20 protein-coding genes are annotated in these 21,480 nt (G+C 62.5%); 11 read left to right on the plus strand and 9 right to left on the minus strand.

Annotation, left to right across the window (positions count from 1 at the left end; translation table 11 throughout):
- The first annotated feature begins 17 nt into the window (after positions 1-17).
- The gene (gene htpG / locus PSH81_RS08795) at positions 18-1,922 is read left to right on the plus strand and encodes a molecular chaperone HtpG (RefSeq protein WP_226455453.1); all 1,905 of its coding nucleotides are present in this window, start codon (positions 18-20) and stop codon (positions 1,920-1,922) included.
- A 66-nt stretch (positions 1,923-1,988) separates the two neighbouring features.
- The gene (locus PSH81_RS08800; RefSeq protein ID WP_305392337.1) at positions 1,989-2,711 is read left to right on the plus strand and encodes a dienelactone hydrolase family protein; all 723 of its coding nucleotides are present in this window, start codon (positions 1,989-1,991) and stop codon (positions 2,709-2,711) included.
- 96 nt (positions 2,712-2,807) lie between these two features.
- Here the strand turns inward: PSH81_RS08800 and PSH81_RS08805 are convergent, their stop codons facing one another.
- From PSH81_RS08805 to PSH81_RS08835, 7 genes are all read right to left on the minus strand, one after another.
- Entirely contained in the window at positions 2,808-3,674 is an 867-nt protein-coding gene (locus tag PSH81_RS08805) for a pirin family protein (protein WP_226455455.1), read from the minus strand.
- A 64-nt stretch (positions 3,675-3,738) separates the two neighbouring features.
- Entirely contained in the window at positions 3,739-4,155 is a 417-nt protein-coding gene (locus PSH81_RS08810) for an OsmC family protein (protein WP_226455456.1), read from the minus strand.
- Between the two features lie 237 nt (positions 4,156-4,392).
- Positions 4,393-5,613: a beta-ketoacyl-ACP synthase I gene (fabB, locus tag PSH81_RS08815; RefSeq protein WP_017734322.1), complete on the minus strand. Its 1,221-nt coding sequence runs from the start codon at positions 5,611-5,613 to the stop codon at positions 4,393-4,395.
- Between the two features lie 11 nt (positions 5,614-5,624).
- Positions 5,625-6,140, minus strand: a complete 516-nt coding sequence (gene fabA, locus PSH81_RS08820) for a 3-hydroxyacyl-[acyl-carrier-protein] dehydratase FabA (RefSeq protein ID WP_010211704.1) — start codon at positions 6,138-6,140, stop codon at positions 5,625-5,627.
- Positions 6,141-6,388: 248 nt separating this feature from the next.
- Positions 6,389-8,290, minus strand: a complete 1,902-nt coding sequence (locus PSH81_RS08825; RefSeq protein WP_305392338.1) for an ATP-binding protein — start codon at positions 8,288-8,290, stop codon at positions 6,389-6,391.
- The gene (locus PSH81_RS08830; RefSeq protein ID WP_226455459.1) at positions 8,287-9,216 is read right to left on the minus strand and encodes an ABC transporter substrate-binding protein; all 930 of its coding nucleotides are present in this window, start codon (positions 9,214-9,216) and stop codon (positions 8,287-8,289) included. The genes PSH81_RS08825 and PSH81_RS08830 overlap by 4 nt, the downstream gene beginning before the upstream one ends.
- Before the next feature lies 1 nt (position 9,217).
- Positions 9,218-11,338 carry a TonB-dependent siderophore receptor gene (locus PSH81_RS08835; RefSeq protein WP_226455460.1) on the minus strand — a complete coding sequence of 707 codons (2,121 nt, stop codon included), beginning with the start codon at positions 11,336-11,338 and terminating at the stop codon, positions 9,218-9,220.
- 195 nt (positions 11,339-11,533) lie between these two features.
- Here PSH81_RS08835 and PSH81_RS08840 point away from each other — a divergent pair, with 195 nt between their 5' ends.
- The 9 genes from PSH81_RS08840 (at position 11,534) to PSH81_RS08880 (ending at position 19,380) form a co-directional block, all read left to right on the plus strand.
- Positions 11,534-12,559: an NAD(P)H-dependent glycerol-3-phosphate dehydrogenase gene (locus PSH81_RS08840; RefSeq protein ID WP_192298838.1), complete on the plus strand. Its 1,026-nt coding sequence runs from the start codon at positions 11,534-11,536 to the stop codon at positions 12,557-12,559.
- Between the two features lie 10 nt (positions 12,560-12,569).
- A complete protein-coding gene (locus PSH81_RS08845; RefSeq protein ID WP_192298839.1) occupies positions 12,570-12,917 on the plus strand; it encodes a DUF4389 domain-containing protein in 348 nt (115 codons plus the stop codon).
- Positions 12,914-13,363: a phosphohistidine phosphatase SixA gene (sixA, locus tag PSH81_RS08850; protein WP_226455461.1), complete on the plus strand. Its 450-nt coding sequence runs from the start codon at positions 12,914-12,916 to the stop codon at positions 13,361-13,363. The genes PSH81_RS08845 and sixA overlap by 4 nt, the downstream gene beginning before the upstream one ends.
- 85 nt (positions 13,364-13,448) lie before the next feature.
- On the plus strand, positions 13,449-15,098 hold the full coding sequence (locus tag PSH81_RS08855; RefSeq protein WP_305392339.1) for an AMP-binding protein: 1,650 nt from the start codon (positions 13,449-13,451) through the stop codon (positions 15,096-15,098).
- Positions 15,099-15,129: 31 nt separating this feature from the next.
- Positions 15,130-15,573 (plus strand): hotdog fold thioesterase, encoded by a 444-nt coding sequence (locus PSH81_RS08860; protein WP_192298842.1) that lies wholly within the window; start codon positions 15,130-15,132, stop codon positions 15,571-15,573.
- A 97-nt stretch (positions 15,574-15,670) separates the two neighbouring features.
- Positions 15,671-16,474 (plus strand): alpha/beta fold hydrolase, encoded by an 804-nt coding sequence (locus PSH81_RS08865; RefSeq protein WP_305392340.1) that lies wholly within the window; start codon positions 15,671-15,673, stop codon positions 16,472-16,474.
- Positions 16,471-17,325, plus strand: a complete 855-nt coding sequence (locus tag PSH81_RS08870; protein ID WP_226455463.1) for an alpha/beta hydrolase — start codon at positions 16,471-16,473, stop codon at positions 17,323-17,325. Before PSH81_RS08865 ends, PSH81_RS08870 begins: the two co-directional genes overlap by 4 nt.
- Positions 17,326-17,427: 102 nt before the next feature.
- Positions 17,428-18,246, plus strand: a complete 819-nt coding sequence (locus PSH81_RS08875) for a DUF4892 domain-containing protein (RefSeq protein WP_226455464.1) — start codon at positions 17,428-17,430, stop codon at positions 18,244-18,246.
- A gap of 72 nt (positions 18,247-18,318) precedes the next feature.
- The gene (locus tag PSH81_RS08880) at positions 18,319-19,380 is read left to right on the plus strand and encodes an AI-2E family transporter (protein WP_305392341.1); all 1,062 of its coding nucleotides are present in this window, start codon (positions 18,319-18,321) and stop codon (positions 19,378-19,380) included.
- A 130-nt stretch (positions 19,381-19,510) separates the two neighbouring features.
- On the opposite strand, the gene PSH81_RS08885 is transcribed toward PSH81_RS08880, so the two are convergent.
- Entirely contained in the window at positions 19,511-20,548 is a 1,038-nt protein-coding gene (locus PSH81_RS08885; protein ID WP_226455466.1) for a HAMP domain-containing sensor histidine kinase, read from the minus strand.
- On the minus strand, positions 20,548-21,312 hold the full coding sequence (locus PSH81_RS08890) for a response regulator (RefSeq protein ID WP_192298848.1): 765 nt from the start codon (positions 21,310-21,312) through the stop codon (positions 20,548-20,550). The genes PSH81_RS08885 and PSH81_RS08890 overlap by 1 nt, the downstream gene beginning before the upstream one ends.
- Positions 21,313-21,480 lie beyond the last annotated feature (168 nt).

Genomic DNA, 21,480 nt, shown 5'->3' on the forward strand with positions numbered 1-21,480 from the left:
ATTGGAGTTTGATGACCATGAGTGTGGAAACTCAAAAGGAAACCCTGGGCTTCCAGACCGAGGTGAAGCAGCTGCTGCACCTCATGATCCATTCGCTGTATTCCAACAAGGAAATTTTCCTTCGCGAATTGATCTCGAACGCCTCTGACGCCGTCGACAAATTACGTTTCGAAGCCCTGTCCAAGCCTGAGTTGCTGGAAGGTGGCGCCGAACTGAAAATCCGCGTGAGCTTCGACAAGGACGCCAACACCGTCACCCTCGAAGACAACGGTATCGGCATGAGCCGTGAAGACGCGATTACCCATCTGGGTACCATCGCCAAATCCGGCACTGCTGATTTCATGAAGAACCTGTCGGGCGACCAGAAGAAGGATTCGCACCTGATCGGCCAGTTCGGCGTGGGCTTCTACTCGGCCTTTATCGTTGCCGACAAAGTTGAAGTATTCAGCCGTCGTGCCGGCCTCGCTGCCAGCGAAGGCGTACACTGGTCGTCCAAGGGTGAGGGCGAATTTGAGATCGCCACTATCGAAAAGGCCGACCGCGGTACCCGCATCGTGCTGCACTTGAAGTCTGGTGAAGATGAGTTCGCCGACGGTTACCGTCTGCGCAACATCATCAAGAAGTACTCCGACCACATCCCTCTGCCGATCGAGCTGCCGAAAGAAAAGGCTGCCGTCGAAGGCGAGGAACAGCCTGAGCAGGAATGGGAAACCGTTAACCGCGCCAGCGCCCTGTGGACCCGTCCGCGTACCGAGATCAAGGACGAGGAGTATCAGGAGTTCTACAAACACATCGCTCACGACTACGAAAACCCGCTGAGCTGGAGCCACAACAAAGTCGAAGGCAAGCTGGAATACAGCTCGCTGCTCTACGTGCCGACCCGTGCTCCGTTCGACCTGTACCAGCGTGAAGCGCCCAAGGGCCTCAAGCTCTACGTGCAGCGCGTGTTCGTGTTGGATCAGGCGGACTCGTTCCTGCCGCTGTACCTGCGCTTCATCAAGGGCGTGGTCGACTCCAACGACCTGTCGCTGAACGTATCGCGGGAGATCCTGCAGAAAGACCCGATCATCGACTCCATGAAGTCGGCGCTGACCAAGCGCGTGCTCGACATGCTGGAAAAACTGGCGAAGAACGAGCCTGAGCAATACAAAAGCTTCTGGAAAAACTTCGGCCAGGTCATGAAAGAAGGCCCGGCTGAAGATTTCGCCAACAAAGAAAAAATCGCCGGCCTGTTGCGTTTTGCTTCCACTCAGGGCGACGACGGCGAGCAGGTGGTGTCCCTGGCCGAGTACCTGGCACGCGCCAAGGAAGGTCAGGACAAGATCTACTACCTGACCGGCGAGAAGTACGAAGCAGTCAAGGACAGCCCGCACCTGGAAGTCTTCCGCAAGAAAGGCATCGAAGTGCTGCTGCTGACCGATCGTATCGATGAGTGGCTGATGAGCTACCTCAGCGAGTTCGACGGCAAGTCTTTCGTCGACGTGGCTCGTGGTGACCTGAACCTAGGGAACCTGGACTCCGAAGAAGAGAAGAAAGAAGCCGAAGAAGTCGCCAAGGCCAAAGAAGGCTTGGTTGAGCGGATCAAGGCGTCCCTGGGCGATGCGGTCAGTGAAGTGCGGGTTTCCCACCGGCTGACCGACTCCCCGGCGATCCTGGCCATCGGCGAGCAGGATCTGGGCCTGCAGATGCGTCAGATCCTTGAAGCCAGCGGTCAGAAGGTTCCGGACTCCAAGCCGATCTTCGAATTCAACCCGGCTCACCCGCTGATCGAGAAACTCGACGGCGAGCAGAACGAAGAGCGGTTTGGCGACCTGTCGCACATCCTCTTCGACCAGGCGGCCCTGGCCGCTGGCGACAGCTTGAAAGACCCGGCTGCCTACGTGCGCCGCCTGAACAAGCTGTTGGTTGAACTGTCGGTCTGACACCGTTGTAGAAAAGCCCGCTTCGGCGGGCTTTTTCGTTCTAGTGCACCTCAACTGGAGTAAATGATGAGCCAAGTCACTGTGCGTTCCGTGGTCTATCAGATTGATGGCCAGTCCTACGAAAGCCGCCTGGCGTTCGATGCCAGCCACAAGGGTTCGCTGCCGGGCCTGTTGATGGCGCCGAACTGGATGGGGGTGAGTGCGGGTGCCGAGGAGATCGCCAAGAGCGTGGCCAGCAAAGGCTACGTGGTGCTGATCGCCGACCTGTATGGGCAAACCGTGCGCCCCTCGAATGGCGATGAAGCCGGTGCGGCGATGATGCCGCTCAAGCAAGACAACCCGGCGCTGATCAAACGCTTGCAGGCGGCCTTTGCGCAACTGCAGGACCAGGCCGAGGTGGATACCTCGAAGCTGGCGACCTTTGGTTTCTGCTTTGGCGGTTTCTGTGCGCTGGAACTGGCGCGTACCGGAGCACCGTTGAAGGCTGCCGTGTCGTTCCACGGCACTCTCGACACCCAGAACCCGGCAGGCGCCAAGCACATCCAGGGTTCAGTGCTGGTGCTGCACGGCGCGTCCGATCCATTGGTGCCGAGAGAGCAACTGCCCGCGTTCGAAGAGGAAATGAACGCAGCCGGTGTAGATTGGCAATTGTTGAGCTACGGCGGTGCGGTGCATTCCTTCACCGATCCGCATGCGAACGTGCCGGGCAAGATGATGTATGACGCGAAGACCGCCAAGCGGGCGTTCAAGTCGATGCATGATTTGTTGGATGAAGTGTTCCAGGGCTGATTGTTCAGCGTCTGTCCTGGCCTCATTGCAGGCAAGCCTGCTCCCACATTTGACTGTATTCACACATCAAAATGTGGGAGTGGGGCCCCGCGATGGCTATCTCACCGGCAACTCTATCCTGTCTGTTTCACCGGGCACCGTCGGCCAATCCCCCGCCGCCCAACGCTGCCGCGCCTGCTCGATAACCGCCGGATCGCTCGCGACAAAATTCCAATTGATCCGCCGCGGCCCATCCAGCGGCGCGCCGCCACATATCACCAGGTGGCAATCCGTCTCGGCAAACAACGCCATCTCCTGGCCTGCCGGCAACACCGCCAGGCTGTGCACCTCCAGCGTCTCACCGTCCAATTGCGCTTCGCCTGCCAGCAGGTACACCGCGCGTTCCTCATGCTCATCCGGAATCAGCAGGGTAGTGGCCGTCTGCATCCGCACTTCGGCATACAGCGTCGGCGACAGCACCGGCACCGGTGATTTCAGGCAGAAGCCATTGCCAGCGATCAGCCGGATCTGCACCCCCAGGTTGTCACTCACCGGCAGACTTGCCGCCGGGTGGTGGCTGTAATGCCCCGGTCCGGTTTCGTGGTCCCTCGGCGAGGCCAGCCACACTTGCAGCCCGTGCAGGCTGAAACCGCTGGCCTGGAGCGCTGCGGGGGTACGTTCGACGTGGGCAATCGCGCTGCCGGCGGTCATCCAGCTGACATCGCCGGCCTGCACCAGTTGGTCCGAACCGAGGCTGTCCTTGTGCTGCAAGGCGCCTTCGAACAGGTAGGTGAGGGTCGACAGGCCGATGTGCGGGTGCTGGCGGATATTCATGCCGCTGCCCGGTGCGTATTGGGTGCGCAGCATATGGTCGAAAAACACGAAGGGCCCGACACTGCGGCATTCACGCGATGGTAGCGGGCGCAGGATCGGCTGGCCTTCGACATCTTCGGGGCGAGGGCGGATCACGGTGAGGGTGGTCATGGTGCATCCCAGTCTGAGCGGGTTGGATGCCGTTGAGCATAACCCGCTCGGGAGGATGTTGCTGTTACTGGCTGAACGCGCCTTCGGACAATTTCGTGTCGATGCTGATCTCGGCCGTCGTCATCAGCTTGTGCACCGGGCAGCGGTCGGCCACGCGGTGCAGTTCATCGCGCTGGGCGTCGGTGAGCACGCCCTTGAGGGTCAGCTTGACGTTGAGCTTGTATTTGCCTTTCTGCTCTTCAGTTGCGTCGTGGGTGACTTCCACGGTCACGCCGGTGAGCGGGATGTCTTTCTTTTGCGCATAGAGCTTGACCGTCAATGCCTTGCACGAGGCCAGGGCGGCGTCGAAGTAGTCGTGGGGGGAGGGCGCCGAGTCATCGCCGCCCAGGCTCTTGGGCAGGTCGGTGAACAGCTCGTGGTTGTCGATGTTCAGGCTGTGGCGAAAGTTGTCGTGGTTGAGCGTATTGACGGTAACAGGCATGGCGAACCTCACAAGGGGGCAGGATGAAGGTCATGCAGTTATAGAGCATGGCGGCGTTCGGGTGTTCCATGTTTTCTACAATCACTTTCGCCGCGATTGTGTTAGGGGTTTATATCGCGTTTTCGTCTTGGCCAGATTCGCGCAATTGCAGCAGGCGCTCTTGCCACATGGATTCCATACCCCCATGAAAAAGCCCCGAACCAGTCGGGGCTTTTTCATGCAATCAAGCTACAGGCTTTACTTGCCCTGCCAGCGTTTCAGCACCAGGGTGGCGTTAGTGCCACCGAAGCCGAAGCTGTTGCTCATCACGGTGTCGATCTTGGCGTTTTCAACGGTCTTGAGCTGGATCGGCATATCAGCGACTGCTGGGTCCAGTTCATCGATGTTGGCCGAGCCGGCGATGAAGTTGCCTTCCATCATCAGCAGGCAGTAGATCGCTTCGTGAACGCCGGCGGCGCCCAGGGAGTGACCCGACAGGCTCTTGGTAGAGCTGATGGCCGGGGCCTTGTCGCCGAATACCGCACGCACGCCTTCCATTTCCTTGGCGTCGCCGACCGGAGTCGAGGTGCCGTGGGTGTTCAGGTAGTCGATTGGGGTATCCACGGTGGACATTGCCATCTGCATGCAGCGGATGGCGCCTTCACCGCTTGGCGCAACCATGTCGTAGCCGTCGGAAGTGGCGCCGTAGCCGACGATTTCCGCGTAGATCTTCGCGCCACGGGCCAGAGCGTGTTCCAGCTCCTCGACCACCACCATGCCGCCGCCGCCGGCGATGACGAAACCGTCACGCTTGGCGTCGTAGGCGCGGGAGGCCTTTTCCGGGGTTTCGTTGTATTGGGTGGACAGTGCGCCCATGGCATCGAACAGGAACGACTGGCTCCAATGCTCTTCTTCACCACCGCCGGCGAACACGATGTCCTGCTTGCCCAACTGGATCTGCTCGACCGCAGTACCGATGCAGTGAGCACTGGTGGCGCAAGCGGAGGAGATCGAGTAGTTCACGCCCTTGATGGCAAATGGCGTGGCCAGGCAGGCCGAAACGGTGCTGCCCATGGTCCGTGTGACACGGTACGGGCCAACGCGCTTCACGCCTTTTTCGCGCAGGATGTCCAGCGCTTCCATCTGGTTCAGGGTCGATGCGCCGCCGGAACCTGCGATCAGGCCGGTGCGTACGTTGGAAACCTGGTCTTCGCTCAGGCCGGAGTCGGCGATGGCGTCTTTCATGGCCAGGTAGGCGTAGGCGGCAGCGTGGCCGACGAAGCGATAGATCTTGCGATCGATCAGTTCTTCGAGGGGCAGGTCAATGGAGCCGGAAACCTGGCTACGCAGACCCATTTCGGCATATTCCGGGTTGAAGCGGATGCCAGGGCGACTTGCACGCAGGTTAGCGGTGACGGTCTCTTTGTCATTGCCCAGGCAAGAAACGATGCCCAGACCAGTGATAACGACGCGGCGCATGCGGATAACCCTTAAAAGTTGTCAGTGGAAGTGAATACGCCGACCCGAAGGCCTTCGGCAGTATAGATCTCGCGACCGTCGACGCTCACCGAACCATCGGCGATGGCCAGGTTCAGCTTGCCCTTGAGGACGCGCTTGATTTGAATGTTGTAGGTGACTTTCTTGGCGGTCGGCAGGACCTGGCCAAAGAACTTCACTTCGCCCGAACCCAGGGCGCGACCGCGGCCCGGCAGACCCTGCCAGCCAAGGAAGAAGCCGACCAGCTGCCACATGGCGTCGAGGCCCAGGCAGCCTGGCATTACAGGATCGCCTTCGAAATGGCAGGCGAAGAACCACAGGTCCGGGGTGATATCCAGCTCGGCGACCAATTCACCTTTGCCGTACTTGCCACCCTCTTCGCTGATATGGGTGATGCGATCCACCATCAGCATGTTCGGGGCGGGCAGTTGCGCGTTACCTGGGCCGAACAGCTCACCGCGACTGCAGCGCAGCAGGTCTTCCCGGGTAAAGGCGTTTTGTTTGGTCATGCGAGCTCCTCAATAATCCCATGCGGCAGGGTAGGGTAGATCTTCCCGAACCGACTGAAGCATTACGCTTCATACCGGCAGCCTACACATAGACTATTGCGTTGTAGTGAAAGTCACAGCGGCAAGGCACTGAATGTACACTTGTTCACTGAAATTTTAAACCGGGCCTGTTTATCGGTCCGTTTGGGTGCCTAAGACTGCCGCACTTTCGTCTTTCACGCCAGTCGGAGTTGGCTGATGGCGCAGCGCTATTGCACCCAGCGCTGCAGAATTTGCTGCAAATCCGTGCGTTTGAATGGCTTGGCCAGGTAATCGTTCATTCCGGCGGCCAGGCACGCTTCGCGGTCGCCCTGCAAGGCGTTGGCGGTCAGGGCGATGATCGGCAGGTCGGCGCAGCCCGGCAGTTGACGGATTTGTCGGGTCGCCTCGTAGCCGTCGACCAACGGCAGTCGGCAGTCCATCAGGATCGCGGTGAAAATCAGGCTCTCGGCACTGCGGATCGCCTCGGCGCCATCGATGGCCAGGCTCACTTCAAAGCCCAGGCTGCGCAGCATGGCTTCGACCACGGTGCGGTTGACCGGGTTGTCTTCCACCAGCAGCACATGGCGGCCATCACCGGCACTGTTTTTACCTTCGCTATCATGGGCAATCTTCGGCAGGTATTGCTGGTCGATGGCCAACGGGATTTCCAGGGTAAACACCGAACCGCGGCCTTCTTCGCTCTGCGCACGCAAGGTGCCGCCCATGCGTTCGGCCAGGGTGCGGGCGATCGGCAGGCCCAGGCCGGTGCCGCCGTAACGTCTTGAAATGGAACTGTCGGCCTGCTGGAACGCATCGAACATCAGCTCCAGGCGCTCGGCCGAAATTCCGATGCCGCTGTCGCGCACAGTGCAGGTAAACCACAACAGCTCGTGATCGAGGACCTGCCACTGGGGCTCGATCGTCACCGTGCCGTGTTCGGTGAATTTCAGTGCGTTGCCGATCAGGTTCACCAGGATCTGCCGGATTCGCGTCGGATCGCCCTGTACCTGCAGCGCGTCGATCCCCGCCGGAATCGGCAGCTCCAAGGTCAGCCCGCGTTGCTGGGCGCTGTGCTGGAAGGACTGGGCGCAGCTGTTGATCAGGTCTGCCAGGTTGAACGGAATATGCTCCAGCTCCAGGGCGGCACGTTCGATACGCGAGAAGTCGAGAATATCGTTGATCACCTTGAGCAGATGTTCGGTGGATTCGGACGCCAGTGCCGCGTACTCGGTCTGCTCCTCGGTCATCTCGGTTGTTTCCAGCAGCTGCAACATGCCCAGCACGCCGTTCATCGGCGTGCGCAGCTCATGGCTCATCATTGCCAGGAAATCCGACTTGGCGTTGTTCGCCCGCTCCGCTTCCTCACGGGTCTGGATCAACTGCGCCATGGCCTGGTGCTGTTCGCGGCTGGCCTGGTTGAGGCCTTCGGCCAGGTTGTTGATATGCCGCGACAGGTCGCCCAATTCCGAGTCATCGACAATCGGCAGCGGCGTTTTGTAGTCGCCTTGCTGGATTGCCTTGACCGCATTGCCCATGGCGCTGATCGGCTGCGACAGGCTCGCCGCCAGACGGCGTGCCAGCAGAAAGGTGAATAGCAGGGCAAACATCGCCAGGATGCCGGCCTTGAGCAGGATTTCCTGCTGGCGCTGGCTGAACGCATCGTTGGACATGCCAACGATCACTCGGCCCAGGTAATCCGCACGCGGCGCCTTGGGTTCGTTGAGGTTGTCCTGGAAAAAGTCATTGCCCAGTTGGATATGCTGCAAGCGGATCGGTGCCTGGAAGACTTTGACCGACAGCGAGCGGTCATGTCTTTCCGACGGCTGCTCGACGTACACCAGGATGTTTTCGGCACTGTCCTGGATCTCCAGGAAACGCACGTGGGGTGTGGCCAGTGTCGCGCGCAACAGGCTTTCCAGCACATCGTTGTTGCCGGAAATCACCCCGTACTCAGTGGCAGGTGCCAACTGGTTGGCGATCAATTGGCCGGTGTGGTCGAGTTCCTGGCGCAGGTCCTGGATCCGCACGAAGGTAAAGAAACTGATCAACAGCAACGTCAGCAACAGCGCCGGGCCCAGGGTGATGAGTTGGGTGCGGGTGTTGATGTCCCAACGACGGCGTAAGGTCATGGGCGTTTTTCTCCTGCGGCCAGCCGGGCGGCGACGTCGCGTTCATCGACCTCTTCGAGCCCCAGCGAACGTGCGACTTGCGGGTTGCCCGCGACTTTGAAATGTTCCGGGTACAGCGTGCGCGGCCAGGTGGCCGGTGGCTGGTCGAGCAGGCGGTCGAGCACCGCCAGCCAATCGGCCTGATCGCTGTAGGTACTGGCCAGGCTGCCAGCGCGGACAAACCCGGCGTTGGGCCCCACCAGCGGCAATTGCCGGGCGTAGCTGCTCAACAGCAGGTTCTTCACGGTTTTCGGGTTGTACAGCTGCGGGTCATCAAGGCCGAGCAGCACGTCGCTGCTCTTGAACAGGTTTTGCAGCGGGCGACTGTCGTTGGTGTTGTCCCACAGCTGTGGCACCACCTCCAGGCCCATGGACTTGGCGTACTCGCGCACCTCTTGCAGCAGGAATTCGCTGTCGGCGGCGTAGAGCACGCCGATGCGCCGGGCCTGGGGCAGGATGTGGGTGATCAGGCGCAATTGGCGCGCTAGCGGCGGGTCGCTCCAGAGCAGGCTGATCCGGGCCGGAAGGTGGTTGCCCAGGCGTTGCCGGGCTTGCAGGCGGCTAATGCGCAGCACCAGGGTTGGAGGGCCCAGGCTGTCTTGCAGGCGCCAGTCGAGGCCGGCCAGGTCCAGCAGGATCAGGTGCGTGGCGGCAGGCAGGCGGCTCGGCGCGGGCAGGTCCTTGAGCGGGGTGAAGGTCACGCGGTCTTCCGGGCGCTCTTTGGCCAGGGCGTTGACGAAGGCCTGCACGCCGGCACCGTCTTCGGCTGCGGTGAGCAGGATGTCGGCACTCCACGCTGGCGTGCTCGGCAACAGGCACACCAGCAGCAGGGCGCGCCGCCAAAGCCTGAGTATTGAGAGGAGGGTCATCCTTGACTGTGCGCCCATGTCAGAACTCTAACTCGGCGCTGAAGTAGAGCACGTGGCGGTGGTCGTAATTGTTGTCGGCCCAGGTGGTGGGCTGGTTATCGAGGCGTTGTTGCAACATGCCGGCCAGCTCCACGTTGGCTTTGCCCAGGGCAATGCGCTTGGCCACCCGCAGGTCGACCCGTTCGAAGCGATATTGATTGAGTGCGTCGTCGCCATAGTAGAACAGCGCGCTGGACCAACCCTGGCCCCATTCCCGCAGCCAGCCGGCCGAACCGCTGTTACGCGCGGTCTGGGCTTTGTCCCGGGGGTTGCTGGTGGTGGCGTCGACGTAAGCATAGGTCAGCCGCAGGCGGTCGGCGCTGCTCATGCGCCAGTCGAACTGCGACTCGGCACCGGTAAACCGCGAACTGTTGGCGTTGCTGGCGATGTACTGGTTGTTGCGCAGCGGCGAGCTGATCATCTCGGTGATCTCGTCGTAGAACAGCTTCACGTCGAGGTTCAGCCCGAGGTCGGCGAAGAAGCCGTTGTAGCCCAGTTCCCGCGAGCGCATCAGCTCTTTGTCGAGGTTGCCCGGGCCGCGTGTCACCACGAAGTACTGGCCGGAATTCTGCCCGTAGGTCGGCGAACTGAGGTTGGTGACGCGGTAGCTCCAGTTGACGTTGTTTTCGAACATGTCCGGCGAACGGATCGCCTCGGAGTACACCGCACGCAGGCCGTGGCGCGGGTTGATCAGGTAGTTGACCGCCACCCGTGGCGTCAGCGAGCTGCCACTGAGGTGGGTGTCTTCGAACATCGCGCCGCCCTGCAACAACCAGTGTTCGCTGGCGCGCCACTCCAACTGGCCGAACAGGCGCCAGGTGGTGTCGTCCAGGGTGCCGTTGAAGTAGGTGTCGGAGTCGGCGCGGTCGTAGCGATAATTCACACCGCTGACCAGGCGCAGGCTGTCGGACAGGCTCAGGGTGTCCTGGATCTCCAGGTCGTAGCGGTTTTCACGGGTACTCTGGTTGATGTCGCCGCACACGCTCTGGCTGGCACCGTTGCGCCACTGGTCCAGGACCTGGTTACCCAGTGCTTGCTCGTCGGCGCCGCCGGGCGGCGCGACACCCTGGCTGTAGCTGTCCATGTGCCGTGCCAGTTGCTCGGCATAATTGGGATTGAGTTGCCACAGGCGCGTCAGTTCCGGGCTGAACGAGACCTTGGCGTCGCAGGCCTTCCAGATCTGCCGGCGATCCCACTGCTGGGCGGAGCCCTGGATATACAGGCTGTGCTCGGGATTGAAATCGAAGTTCCAGCGCAGGGAGCCGGCGTAGTCCTTGGCGGTGACGTCCGAATTGTCGCCACCTTCGGTAATCCCCGCGAAGACCGGCATGTAGGTGTAGGGCCGCTGGTTGGTCCCTTCCTTGGCATTCAGCTGCCAGTCGATGCTTTGTTGCGCGTTCAACGTCTGGCTCACGGCCAGGCTGAAGCGGTTGAGACGGCGACTGTCACGGCGGTCGGCGCCGGCGGCATCGCTGTCAAAGCCGTCGTCCTGTTGCCCCGACAGCGACAGGCGCAAGTCGCCAGTGTCCCAGCGCACGCCCTGGCTGGCGTAGAAGTCGTTGATCCCGCGTTCGCCACGGATGACCTTGACCCGCGTGCCCTGGCTGTTGGCCGGCGAGCGAGTGAGGATATTGACTACCGCCATCAGCGCGTTGGCGCCGTAACTCACGGTATTGGGGCCGCGGAATACTTCGATGCGCTCGATGTCTTCCATGGCCACTGGAATGTCGCTCCAGTCCACGGTCGCCAGGCCCGCGCGGTACACCGAGCGTCCGTCGATCAACACCTGCATGCGTCGCGCATCGCTGGCGCTGGTGCCGTGGTAGTTCACCGCCGCCTGGTTGCCGGTGGTGTAGCCGACCATCATCCCCGGCACCAGGCGCAGCAGCTCGCTGATGTCCCGCGCGCCGCTGGCCTTGATCAACTCGCTGTCGATCACGGTCATGCTGCCCGGCACGGCCGCCGCCGATTGCTTCAGGCGCGTCGCGGTCAGGACCTGCGGCAACGGCTGGTTGTCGAGGAACAGATCGTCGGCCATGGCCGCGCCGCTGCACAGCAGCAGCCACAACACTGATGAACGGGGAGGAGGGCCCAAATACACGGAACGGCCTTGATAATGACGGATAGCCGCCCATGTTAACTGAGGTCGGGCCTTTTGCCAGTCGTAGGACTTGCAATTACTTCACACGGGTGTGGCATTTTCCGACATGTGAACGAATTGACACGGGGGCTGGCCGCAAGCGGGTCGCCCCGTATAATGCGGCCATCGCCATTGGTATGGATTAACGGATTGCATATGACTGAACAGCGCCCTATTGCGGTCCTTGGAGGCGGAAGTTTTGGCACCGCCGTGGCTAACCTGCTGGCGGAGAACGGCCACGTGGTACGCCAGTGGATGCGTGATCCCGAGCAGGCCGAAGCCATCCGGGTGCACCGCGAAAATCCCCGTTACCTTAAAGGCATCAAGATCCACCCGGCGGTCGAGCCGGTGACGGACTTGCTGGCGACACTGACGGACTGCGACCTGTGCTTCGTCGCGCTGCCGTCCAGCGCGTTGCGCACGGTACTGGCGCCCCACGCCGAGCGCCTGGCGGGCAAGCTGCTGGTCAGCCTGACCAAGGGCATCGAGGCGCAGACCTTCATGCTGATGAGCGAAATCCTCGCCGAGATCGCTCCCCAGGCGCGTATTGGCGTGCTGTCCGGGCCGAACCTGGCGCGGGAAGTCGCCGAACACGCGCTGACCGCCACGGTCATCGCCAGTGAAGACGAAGAGCTGTGCGAGCGCGTGCAGGCGGTGTTGCACGGGCGTACCTTCCGCGTCTACGCCAGTGGCGACCGGTTTGGCGTCGAGTTGGGCGGTGCGTTGAAAAACGTCTACGCGATCATCGCCGGCATGGCGGTGGCGCTGGGCATGGGCGAAAACACCAAGAGCATGCTGATCACCCGCGCCCTGGCCGAGATGACCCGCTTTGCGGTCAACCAGGGCGCCAACCCGATGACCTTTCTCGGGCTGGCGGGCGTGGGCGACTTGATCGTCACCTGCTCGTCGCCGAAAAGCCGCAACTACCAAGTCGGTTTCGCCCTGGGCCAGGGCTTGAGCCTGGAAGACGCGGTGACGCGCCTGGGTGAAGTGGCCGAAGGCGTCAACACCCTCAAGGTCCTCAAGGCCAAGGCCCAGGAAGTCGGGGTGTACATGCCGTTGGTTGCCGGGTTGCATGCGATCCTGTTTGAAGGGCGCACCTTGAACCAGGTGATCGAGTTGTTGATGCGCGCCGAACCGAAAACCGATGTCGACTTTATTTCCACCAGTGGTTTCAACTGAGGAACGCGTCATGAACGATCCGAAAGCAGCGCCCAAGTACGAATCCATTGTCCTGCGCATCCTGTGGATGCTGGTGTTTGCCCTGGTGTGGCAAGTCGCGCAGTTCCTGCTCGGCGCGTTGGTGGTGGTGCAGTTGATCTACCGCTTGATCTACGGCGCGCCCAACCTGGGCCTGATGAACTTTGGCGATAGCCTCAGCCAGTTCCTTGCGCAGATCGGCCGTTTCGGCAGCTTCCATACCGAGCAAAAGCCCTGGCCGTTCGCCGATTGGCCAACCCCGCGCGCACCCGAGGGCGAAGCCGCCCACAGCGTGCCGCCGGCACCGCACCCGGTGCGTGATGAAGAGCCGAAACTGTGAAGCTGTGGATTCTGCGCCACGGTGAAGCCGAAGGGCACGCCCGCACGGATGCCGAGCGCAATCTCACCGAGCACGGTCGCGGCGAAGTGTTGCGCAGCGCCGCGCACCTGATCGGCCAGCCCATCAGCGCAATCATCGCCAGCCCCTATGTGCGTGCGCAGCAGACCGCGCAGCTGGTGCGCCAGGCGCTCGGCTTTGAGCCACAGATCCGTACGGTGCCGTGGCTGACCCCCGAGGGCAATCCGTTGCAGGTGCTCGAACAACTCGACACGGATGACAATGTGCTGCTGGTCAGCCACCAGCCTTTGGTGGGCAGCCTGATCAGCTTTTTGCAACACGGCCATCAGCGCCAGCCGCAACCGATGCACACCGCAAGCCTCGCGGAACTGGAAGGGGATTTTCCGCTGGCGGGGCTGATGAGCCTGGTCAGCGTCAAAAATCCGTAGGATGGATCGCTGCTTTGTGTGTGATATATAGTCAACCAAGCAAGTGCTTGGTTGGCTATGATCGGACCACACAGGAGCGCGTCCCATGCCCGTCGCTTTTCGTTTGCCGTTGCAGGTCTTCTTTGAACGCGAAGCGCGCCATCCGCGCCAGACTTTCCTGGTGCAGCCGGTCGGCGGCGGCGAAGTGCAACGCCTGTCCTGGGCCGAGGTGGGCCATCAGGCCCGTTGCGCCGCGCACTGGCTGCGCGCCCGAGAGTTGCCCCACGGTTCGCACATTGCCCTGATCTCGAAAAACTGCGCGCACTGGATCATTGCCGACCTGGCGATCTGGATGGCCGGGCACGTCTGCGTCCCCCTTTACCCCAACCTCACCGCCGATTCCGTCGCCCATGTGCTGACGCACTCCGAGGCAGCGCTGGCGTTTATCGGCAAGCTGGACGACTGGCCCGCGATGGCACCGGGCGTGCCGAAGGGGGTGCCGACCATCAGCCTGCCGCTATGCCCGGTGGGCGCTTTCGATTTCCGCTGGGCCGACTTGCAGGCCTGCTCGCCGATCCAGGATAACCCCACGCCTGCGGCGTCGGACCTCGCGACCATCATCTATACCTCCGGCACCACCGGCTTGCCCAAGGGTGTGATGCACAGCTTCGGCGCCCTGGGGTTCGCGGCCACGCGCGGCACTGAATTATTTGGGCTGGGGGAGGGCGACCGCTTGTTGTCGTACTTGCCGCTGTGCCATGTGGCCGAACGGATGTTTGTGGAAATGGCGGCCATCTATACCGGGCAAACAGTATTTTTCGCGCAAAGCCTTGATACGTTTCTGACTGACCTGCGCCGGGCGCGGCCGACGGCGTTGTTTGGCGTGCCACGTATCTGGACCAAATTCCAGCTGGGCGTCTACGCCAAGATCCCGCAAAAACGCCTCGACTTGCTGTTGCGCCTGCCATTTATCGGTAAGCGCATCGGCCATAAAGTGCTGGCAGGCCTCGGCCTGGATCAGTTGCGCATTGCCCTGTCCGGTGCGGCGCCCGTGCCCGAAGCGCTGCTGCGCTGGTATCAGCGCCTGGGCCTGGATGTGCTGGAGGTGTACGGCATGACCGAGAGCTGCGGCTACTCCCATGTGTGTCGTCCCGGCCAGCAGACAATCGGCTGGATCGGCCTGCCGTGCCCTGGGGTTGAAGTGCGCATCGACGCCTCGGGCGAAGTGCAGGTGCGCAGTGGCGCGACCATGCTCGGCTATTTCAAGGACCCCGAGAAAACCGCCGAGACCCTCACTGCCGACGGCTTTCTGCGTACCGGCGACAAGGGCGAGCAGGATGCCGACGGCCGCCTGCGCCTGACCGGGCGGCTCAAGGAAATCTTCAAGACCAGCAAAGGCAAATATGTGGCGCCGGCGCCGATTGAAAACCGCCTGGCCGAACACGCGCACATCGAGCAGGTGTGCGTGGTCGGCGATGGCCTGGGCGCGCCGATAGGCTTGTGCGTGCTGTCGACGCTGGACCTCGACCGGCAAACCCTGCGCGCCAGCCTGGAGCGCTGGTTGGAACAGGTCAACCAGGCGCTGGATAAACATGAGCGCCTGGGCCAGTTGGTGGTGGTCAAGGACAGCTGGGCAGTGGAGAACGGGTTCCTGACGCCGACCCTGAAGATCAAGCGCAACGTGATCGAATCGACTTACGGTGCACATTTGCAAACCTGGAGCGAGCGTTCCGAATCGGTTCTGTGGCAGGATTAGGCTCATCATAAAACAGACAAGGACTACTCCCATGGGCTTGTGGCGCACCCAACCGAACATCGAACAACTCAACGCGATCCAGAAAAACACCATCGGTGAACTGCTGGATATTCGCTTCGAAAGCTTCGACGACGAATCCCTGACGGCCAGCATGGTGGTCGACCCGCGCACCCATCAGCCCTATGGCCTGCTGCACGGTGGCGCCTCGGTGGTACTGGCGGAAAGCGTCGGCTCCATGGCGGCCTACCTGTGCATCGATGCCAGCAAGTTCTATTGCGTGGGCCTGGAGGTCAACGCCAACCACCTGCGCGGTGTGCGCAACGGGCGGGTCACGGCGGTGGCGCGAGCGATCCACATCGGGCGTACCACCCAGGTATGGGACATCCGCTTGACCAATGATGAAGGCAAAACCAGCTGCGTCTCGCGCCTGACCATGGCCGTGGTGCCCCTGGGCGAGCAGCCGCCGGCGCGATAGGCGTGGCGTGAGTGTCATCATTCCTGGCAGTTACAGTCATTGCTGTTGTGGCCGGGCGTGGTGACAATCGATTTCTGTTCAGTCAGATGGATCCGGTATGTCGCAGCACGTGTTTTTTGCCCACGCCAATGGTTTCCCTTCGGCTACGTACGGCAAGTTGTTTGCCGCTCTGGCCCCGGAGTATGCGGTGGCGCATTTGCCGCAGCACGGTCACGACCCCAGGTTTCCGGTGGACGATAACTGGCAGAACCTGGTGGACGAATTGATCCATCATCTGGAGCAACAGCCGGAGCCGGTATGGGGCGTGGGTCATTCCCTCGGCGGTGTGTTGCACCTGCACGCGGCCATGCGTTGCCCGCAGATGTACCGCGGTGTGGTGATGCTCGACTCGCCCGTGCTGACCCGCGCCGACCGCTGGGTGATCCGCGCGGCCAAGCGTTTTGGCTTCATCGACCGCCTGACCCCGGCCGGGCGCACCCTGGGCCGGCGAGAAGAGTTCCACGACCTGGACAGCGCACGCAGCTACTTCGCGGGCAAGACCCTGTTTCGCGGTTTTGATCCGGAATGTTTCGACGCGTACCTGCAACACGGCTTGCAGCAAGTGGGCGATCGCCTGCGCTTGCGCTTCGACCCGGCCACCGAAATCAGCATCTACCGCGGTGTGCCCCACACCAGCCCCGGCCAGGTCCGCCAGTTGAAAGTGCCGCTGGCAGTGGTGCGTGGGCGCCAGAGCCGCGTGGTGATGCGTCACCACGCCAGCGGCGTCGACCGCATGCCCATGGGCGAAATGCTCACCATGCCCGGCGGCCATATGTTCCCGCTGGAACGTCCCCAGGACACTGCGACCTTGATCAAGAACCTGTTCGCCCGCTGGCAGGCCCGCGAGCGCAGTTGCGCATGAGTACGCCGGTCGAGGAAGTGCGCCTGAGCCTGCCCCATATCGAGTTGGCGGCTCACTTGTTTGGTCCCGAAGACGGCTTGCCGGTGATCGCCCTGCATGGCTGGCTGGACAACGCCAACAGCTTTGCACGGTTGGCGCCGCAGTTGCAGGGCTTGCGCATCGTGGCGTTGGACATGGCCGGGCATGGGCATTCGGCGCATCGTCCTGCCGGGGCCGGTTATGCCTTGTGGGATTACGTCCACGATGTGCTGCAAGTCGCCGAACAATTGGGCTGGAAACGTTTTGCATTACTTGGCCACTCCCTCGGCGCCATCGTCTCCCTGGTGCTGGCCGGCGCGCTGCCTGAGCGCGTGACGCATCTGGGATTGATCGACGGCGTGATCCCGCCGACCGCCAGTGGCGAGCACGCCGCCGAGCGCCTGGGCATGGCGCTGCTGGCGCAAATGAACCTGCAGGACAAGCGCAAGCCGGTCTACGGCAGCCTGGATCGCGCTGTGGAAGCGCGCATGAAAGGCGTGGTCGCCGTCAGCCGTGAAGCCGCCGAACTGCTGGCCCAGCGCGGTTTGATGCCGGTGCCGGGCGGTTACACCTGGCGCACCGATAGCCGCCTGACCCTGACCTCGCCGATGCGCCTGACGGATGAACAAGCCATGTCTTTCGTGCGGCGGGTGGCGTGCCCTACGCAGTTGGTGGTGGCTGCCGACGGCATGCTGGCGAAACATCCGGAATTGCTTTCCCAGCTACCCTTCACCGTAACCACACTGCCGGGCGGCCATCATTTGCACCTGAATGACGCGCCCGGCGCCGCTCTTGTTGCAGACTGTTTCAATCGGTTCTTCTCCACGCCTTGACTTGGCGGGGTCAACTGCCGAGGCTGGGCGGATTGAAAGGGAGTCAACCATGAACCATCTCAACACTGCTATGACCTCCGTTGGCCACGGCTCGTTGATCCTATGAGCGTGCGCAACGGCTGTATCCGTATCCTCGGGCTGAGCCTGCTCAGCCCATTGGTATTCGCCGCCGACGTGCCGGGAAGCCAGGACCTGCCCACCGTAGCCCGTCAAATCGATGCACAGATCGTCGATTACCGCCCCGCCGAAGAAAAGGAGCGTATCTACCCCATGGGCGCGATCCGCAAGATCAGCGGCCAGTTGCGCTACGAAGGCCAGGCCACCGCACGCGGCCAAGCCACCGCGATTACCTATGAATTGCCTGCCGAGCACAGCTCCAGCGCCGCGTTTACCGCGACCCGCGAAGCGTTGCAGGCGAAGGGCGCGCAGCTGTTGTTCTGGTGCCAGGCCCGCGATTGCGGCGAAAGCAGCCTGTGGGCCAATGAAGTGTTCGGCAACGCCAAGCTGGTGGGTGCTGATGGCCAGCAGGAATACCTGCTCCTGCGTCTGGCCGCCCCGCAAGACAATGCCCTGATCGCCTTGTACGGCATTACCCGTGGCAACCGGCGTGCCTACCTGCATGTGGAGCAACTGGACGCCAGCGCGCCACTGGGCGTCCTGCTGCCCACGTCGGCCACCTTGCTGCGTGAACTGAAAAGCACCGGCGAGCTGGACTTCCCAGCCTTGGGCGCCGAGCCCGACCCCACCTGGCTGACCCTGATTTCCCGCGGACTCAACCTCGACACCACGTTGCGTGTGAGTTTGACCGGGCCCACGGCCGAAGCCTGGCGCCAGGGCCTGATCGACAGCGGCGTACGCGCCGCGCGCCTGGAATCCGGCACCGGCGCTGCCAAGGGCCTGCACCTGCATCTGATACGCTAGGCGTTCCCCGGCGAACGGCCCCGCGCCGTTCGCCTAAGCTGTCTTCCTAACGCCTTTTTCTAGAGATACCCCATGCTCAATAACGATCGCCTGCTGGTGCAAATCCTGCTGCTGGTGCTGTTTGGTGCCAGCTTCTGGGTCATGGCGCCGTTCTGGTCGGCGCTGTTCTGGGGCGCGGTGCTGGCGTTTGCCAGCTGGCCGCTGATGCGCTTGCTGACCCGCGTGCTGGGTGGCCGCGAATCCCTGGCCGCCGGCATCCTGACCCTGGGCTGGATGCTGCTGGTGGCGGTGCCGCTGGTGTGGCTGGGGTTCAACCTGGCGGATCATGTGCGCGATGCCGTGGCGCTGATCAAGGATATTCAGGTCGATGGCCTGCCCGAGGCGCCGACCTGGCTGGGCTCGATTCCCTTTGTCGGTGAGCGGCTGGTAGCGATGTGGAACAGCATCGACCAGCAGGGCGCCGCGTTGATGGTCACGCTCAAACCCTACCTGGGCCAGGTCGGCAACTGGTTGCTGGCGCGCAGTGCGCAGATTGGCGGTGGCATCCTGGAGCTGACCCTGAGCCTGGTGTTCGTGTTCTTTTTCTACCGTGACGGGCCGCGCCTGGCGATGTTCGTGCACCGTTTGCTGGAGCGCCTGATCGGCGAGCGTGCGGGCTATTACATCGAACTGGTGGCAGGCACCGTGCAGCGGGTGGTCAACGGCGTGATCGGTACCGCCGCCGCCCAGGCCCTGCTGGCGCTGATTGGCTTCCTGATCGCCGGGGTCCCGGGCGCGCTGGTATTGGGCATCGTCACCTTCCTGCTCAGCCTGATCCCCATGGGGCCGCCGCTGGTGTGGATCCCGGCCACGGCCTGGCTGGCGTGGAAGGGCGACTACACCTATGCGGTGTTTCTGGGGGTGTGGGGTACGTTCATCATCAGCGGCGTGGACAACGTGCTCAAGCCGTACCTGATCAGCCGAGGTGGCAACCTGCCGTTGGTGATCGTGCTGCTTGGGGTGTTCGGCGGCCTGATTGCGTTTGGGTTTATCGGATTGTTTATCGGCCCGACGTTGTTGGCGGTGGCGTATAGCTTGCTGATGGATTGGAGTGCGACCCAGGCCCAAAGCCGCCGGGAAGACAAGCCTCTGTAACCTAGCGAGTGCAGATCAGTGTGGGAGCGGGCTTGCTCGCGAAGGCGGTGGTTCAGTCACCAGATGTGTTGACTGGCACGCTGCTTTCGCGAGCAAGCCCGCTCCCACATTATTGGCCTGCGCCAGCCTGCTAGGTCCGTGGTAGCCACATCACTGCGGTTAACCCGCCCCCTGGAGTTTCCTCCAGGCTCAGGCGCCCGCCCAGGCGCTCCGCCGCATCCCTGGAAATCGTCATGCCCAGGCCGACCCCGCCGGAGTTGCGGTTGCGCGAGCCTTCCAGGCGATAGAACGCCTCGAACACTGTCTCACGCTGATCGGCGGCAATCCCCGGGCCGTGGTCGATCACGCGGATGATCAGGGCCTCACGGCTGTCCTCCAGTTCCACCCGCGCCGTGCCGGCGTAGCGCAACGCGTTGTCGATCAGGTTGTTGAGGCACGAGCGCAAGGCCATCGGCTGCACCTGCAACGGCACGCAGGTGCCGGCGAATTGCACGTCGCAGCCCTGGTCCTGGGCGTTCTCGCTCATGGACTCGACCAGTGCCTGCACGTCGAGCCAATGCCGGGTCTCGCTGGTGCGTTGCTCGTGCAGGTAGCTCAGGGTCGCGTCGAGCATGCCGATCATGTCGTTGAGGTCCTGGCGCATCTGGCCCTGCAACTTGGGGTCTTCAATCTGCTCCAGGCGCAGCTTGAGGCGCGACAGCGGCGTGCGCAGGTCATGGGACACGGCGCCGAGCATGCGCGCACGTTGGCTGACCTGTTCGCGGATACGCCGTTGCATCAGGTTGAAGGTCGATGCCGCTTGTTTCGCTTCACGTGGCCCGGACTCGTCGAGGGGCGGGCTGTCGAGGTCCAGACTCAGGCGTTCGGCCGCTTCGCTCAGGCGCTGGATCGGCCGGCTCAGCAGCTTGGCGCCGTACCAGGCGGCAATGATCAGTGAGATGAACTGGAACGTCAGCGGCACCACCGGGCCGCCAAACCAGGGGCGGCGATGTTCCTTGTTCAGCGGCACCATGCGGCCGTCCGGCTGTTCGACAAAGGTCTCCTGGGGCGGCGGCGGTGGCGGGCCGTAGTGGCGGAACCAGGCGATCGCCAACACGTGGGCCAGGATGATTGCCACCAGCAATACGCCGAACAGTCGCCCAAACAGCGTATTGAAGGGGGCGCGCATCAACCGATGTCCCGCGCGTCGAACAGGTAACCCTCGCCGCGCACGGTCTTGATCAACTGCGGTGCTTTTGGGTCATCGCCCAGTTTCTGGCGCAGGCGCGAGACCAGCAAGTCGATGCTGCGGTCGAAGGCTTCGATGGAGCGGCCACGGGCAGCGTCCAGCAGTTGCTCGCGGCTCAACACCCGGCGCGGGCGTTCGATAAATACCCACAACAGGCGGAATTCGGCGTTGGACAGCGGCACCACCAGGCCATCGTCGGCCACCAGTTGGCGCAGCACGCTGTTCAGGCGCCAGTTGTCGAAGCGGATGTTGGCGCGTTGTTCGGTGCGGTCATCGCGCACCCGACGCAGGATGGTCTGGATGCGCGCGACCAGTTCGCGCGGTTCGAACGGCTTGGACATGTAGTCGTCGGCGCCCAGTTCCAGGCCGATGATGCGGTCGGTGGGTTCGCAGCGGGCGGTGAGCATCAGGATCGGGATGTCCGATTCCGCACGCAGCCAACGGCACAACGACAGGCCGTCTTCGCCCGGCAGCATCAGGTCGAGCACCACCACATCAAAGGTTTCGGCCTGCATCGCCACGCGCATGGCCGCGCCGTCGGTCACGCCGGTGGCGAGGATATTGAAGCGTGCCAGGTAGTCGATCAGCAGTTCGCGGATCGGCACATCGTCGTCGACAATCAGCGCACGGGTGTTCCAGCGCTTGTCATCGGCGGTCACCGCGCCTTTGTGCTCGTCATTCGTAGAGACGGGAGAGGTATGCATAGTGCGATCATCTGCCTGGTCGTTGCGGTCAGCATAGGCGCCCAACCCCATGGCTGGAAGTGCTGGTCGGTGGGTCGTGCGGGCGAGGCTAGTCGTGGGGCGTGTTGCAGGCATGTCGTGAATGTATCAGCTTTGAAATAATTGGCTGAAATGCCCGTTGCCATGCGC

Source organism: Pseudomonas sp. FP2335, assembly GCF_030687535.1.
Taxonomy (GTDB): domain Bacteria; phylum Pseudomonadota; class Gammaproteobacteria; order Pseudomonadales; family Pseudomonadaceae; genus Aquipseudomonas.

Coding starts and splice junctions, on each gene's coding strand:
- htpG (WP_226455453.1), top strand. CDS start 18: ATGAGTGTGGAAACTCAAAAGGAAACCCTGGGCTTCCAGACCGAGGTG.
- PSH81_RS08800 (WP_305392337.1), top strand. CDS start 1,989: ATGAGCCAAGTCACTGTGCGTTCCGTGGTCTATCAGATTGATGGCCAG.
- PSH81_RS08805 (WP_226455455.1), bottom strand. CDS start 3,674: ATGACCACCCTCACCGTGATCCGCCCTCGCCCCGAAGATGTCGAAGGC.
- PSH81_RS08810 (WP_226455456.1), bottom strand. CDS start 4,155: ATGCCTGTTACCGTCAATACGCTCAACCACGACAACTTTCGCCACAGC.
- fabB (WP_017734322.1), bottom strand. CDS start 5,613: ATGCGCCGCGTCGTTATCACTGGTCTGGGCATCGTTTCTTGCCTGGGC.
- fabA (WP_010211704.1), bottom strand. CDS start 6,140: ATGACCAAACAAAACGCCTTTACCCGGGAAGACCTGCTGCGCTGCAGT.
- PSH81_RS08825 (WP_305392338.1), bottom strand. CDS start 8,290: ATGACCTTACGCCGTCGTTGGGACATCAACACCCGCACCCAACTCATC.
- PSH81_RS08830 (WP_226455459.1), bottom strand. CDS start 9,216: ATGGGCGCACAGTCAAGGATGACCCTCCTCTCAATACTCAGGCTTTGG.
- PSH81_RS08840 (WP_192298838.1), top strand. CDS start 11,534: ATGACTGAACAGCGCCCTATTGCGGTCCTTGGAGGCGGAAGTTTTGGC.
- PSH81_RS08845 (WP_192298839.1), top strand. CDS start 12,570: ATGAACGATCCGAAAGCAGCGCCCAAGTACGAATCCATTGTCCTGCGC.
- PSH81_RS08855 (WP_305392339.1), top strand. CDS start 13,449: ATGCCCGTCGCTTTTCGTTTGCCGTTGCAGGTCTTCTTTGAACGCGAA.
- PSH81_RS08860 (WP_192298842.1), top strand. CDS start 15,130: ATGGGCTTGTGGCGCACCCAACCGAACATCGAACAACTCAACGCGATC.
- PSH81_RS08865 (WP_305392340.1), top strand. CDS start 15,671: ATGTCGCAGCACGTGTTTTTTGCCCACGCCAATGGTTTCCCTTCGGCT.
- PSH81_RS08870 (WP_226455463.1), top strand. CDS start 16,471: ATGAGTACGCCGGTCGAGGAAGTGCGCCTGAGCCTGCCCCATATCGAG.
- PSH81_RS08875 (WP_226455464.1), top strand. CDS start 17,428: ATGAGCGTGCGCAACGGCTGTATCCGTATCCTCGGGCTGAGCCTGCTC.
- PSH81_RS08880 (WP_305392341.1), top strand. CDS start 18,319: ATGCTCAATAACGATCGCCTGCTGGTGCAAATCCTGCTGCTGGTGCTG.
- PSH81_RS08885 (WP_226455466.1), bottom strand. CDS start 20,548: ATGCGCGCCCCCTTCAATACGCTGTTTGGGCGACTGTTCGGCGTATTG.
- PSH81_RS08890 (WP_192298848.1), bottom strand. CDS start 21,312: ATGCATACCTCTCCCGTCTCTACGAATGACGAGCACAAAGGCGCGGTG.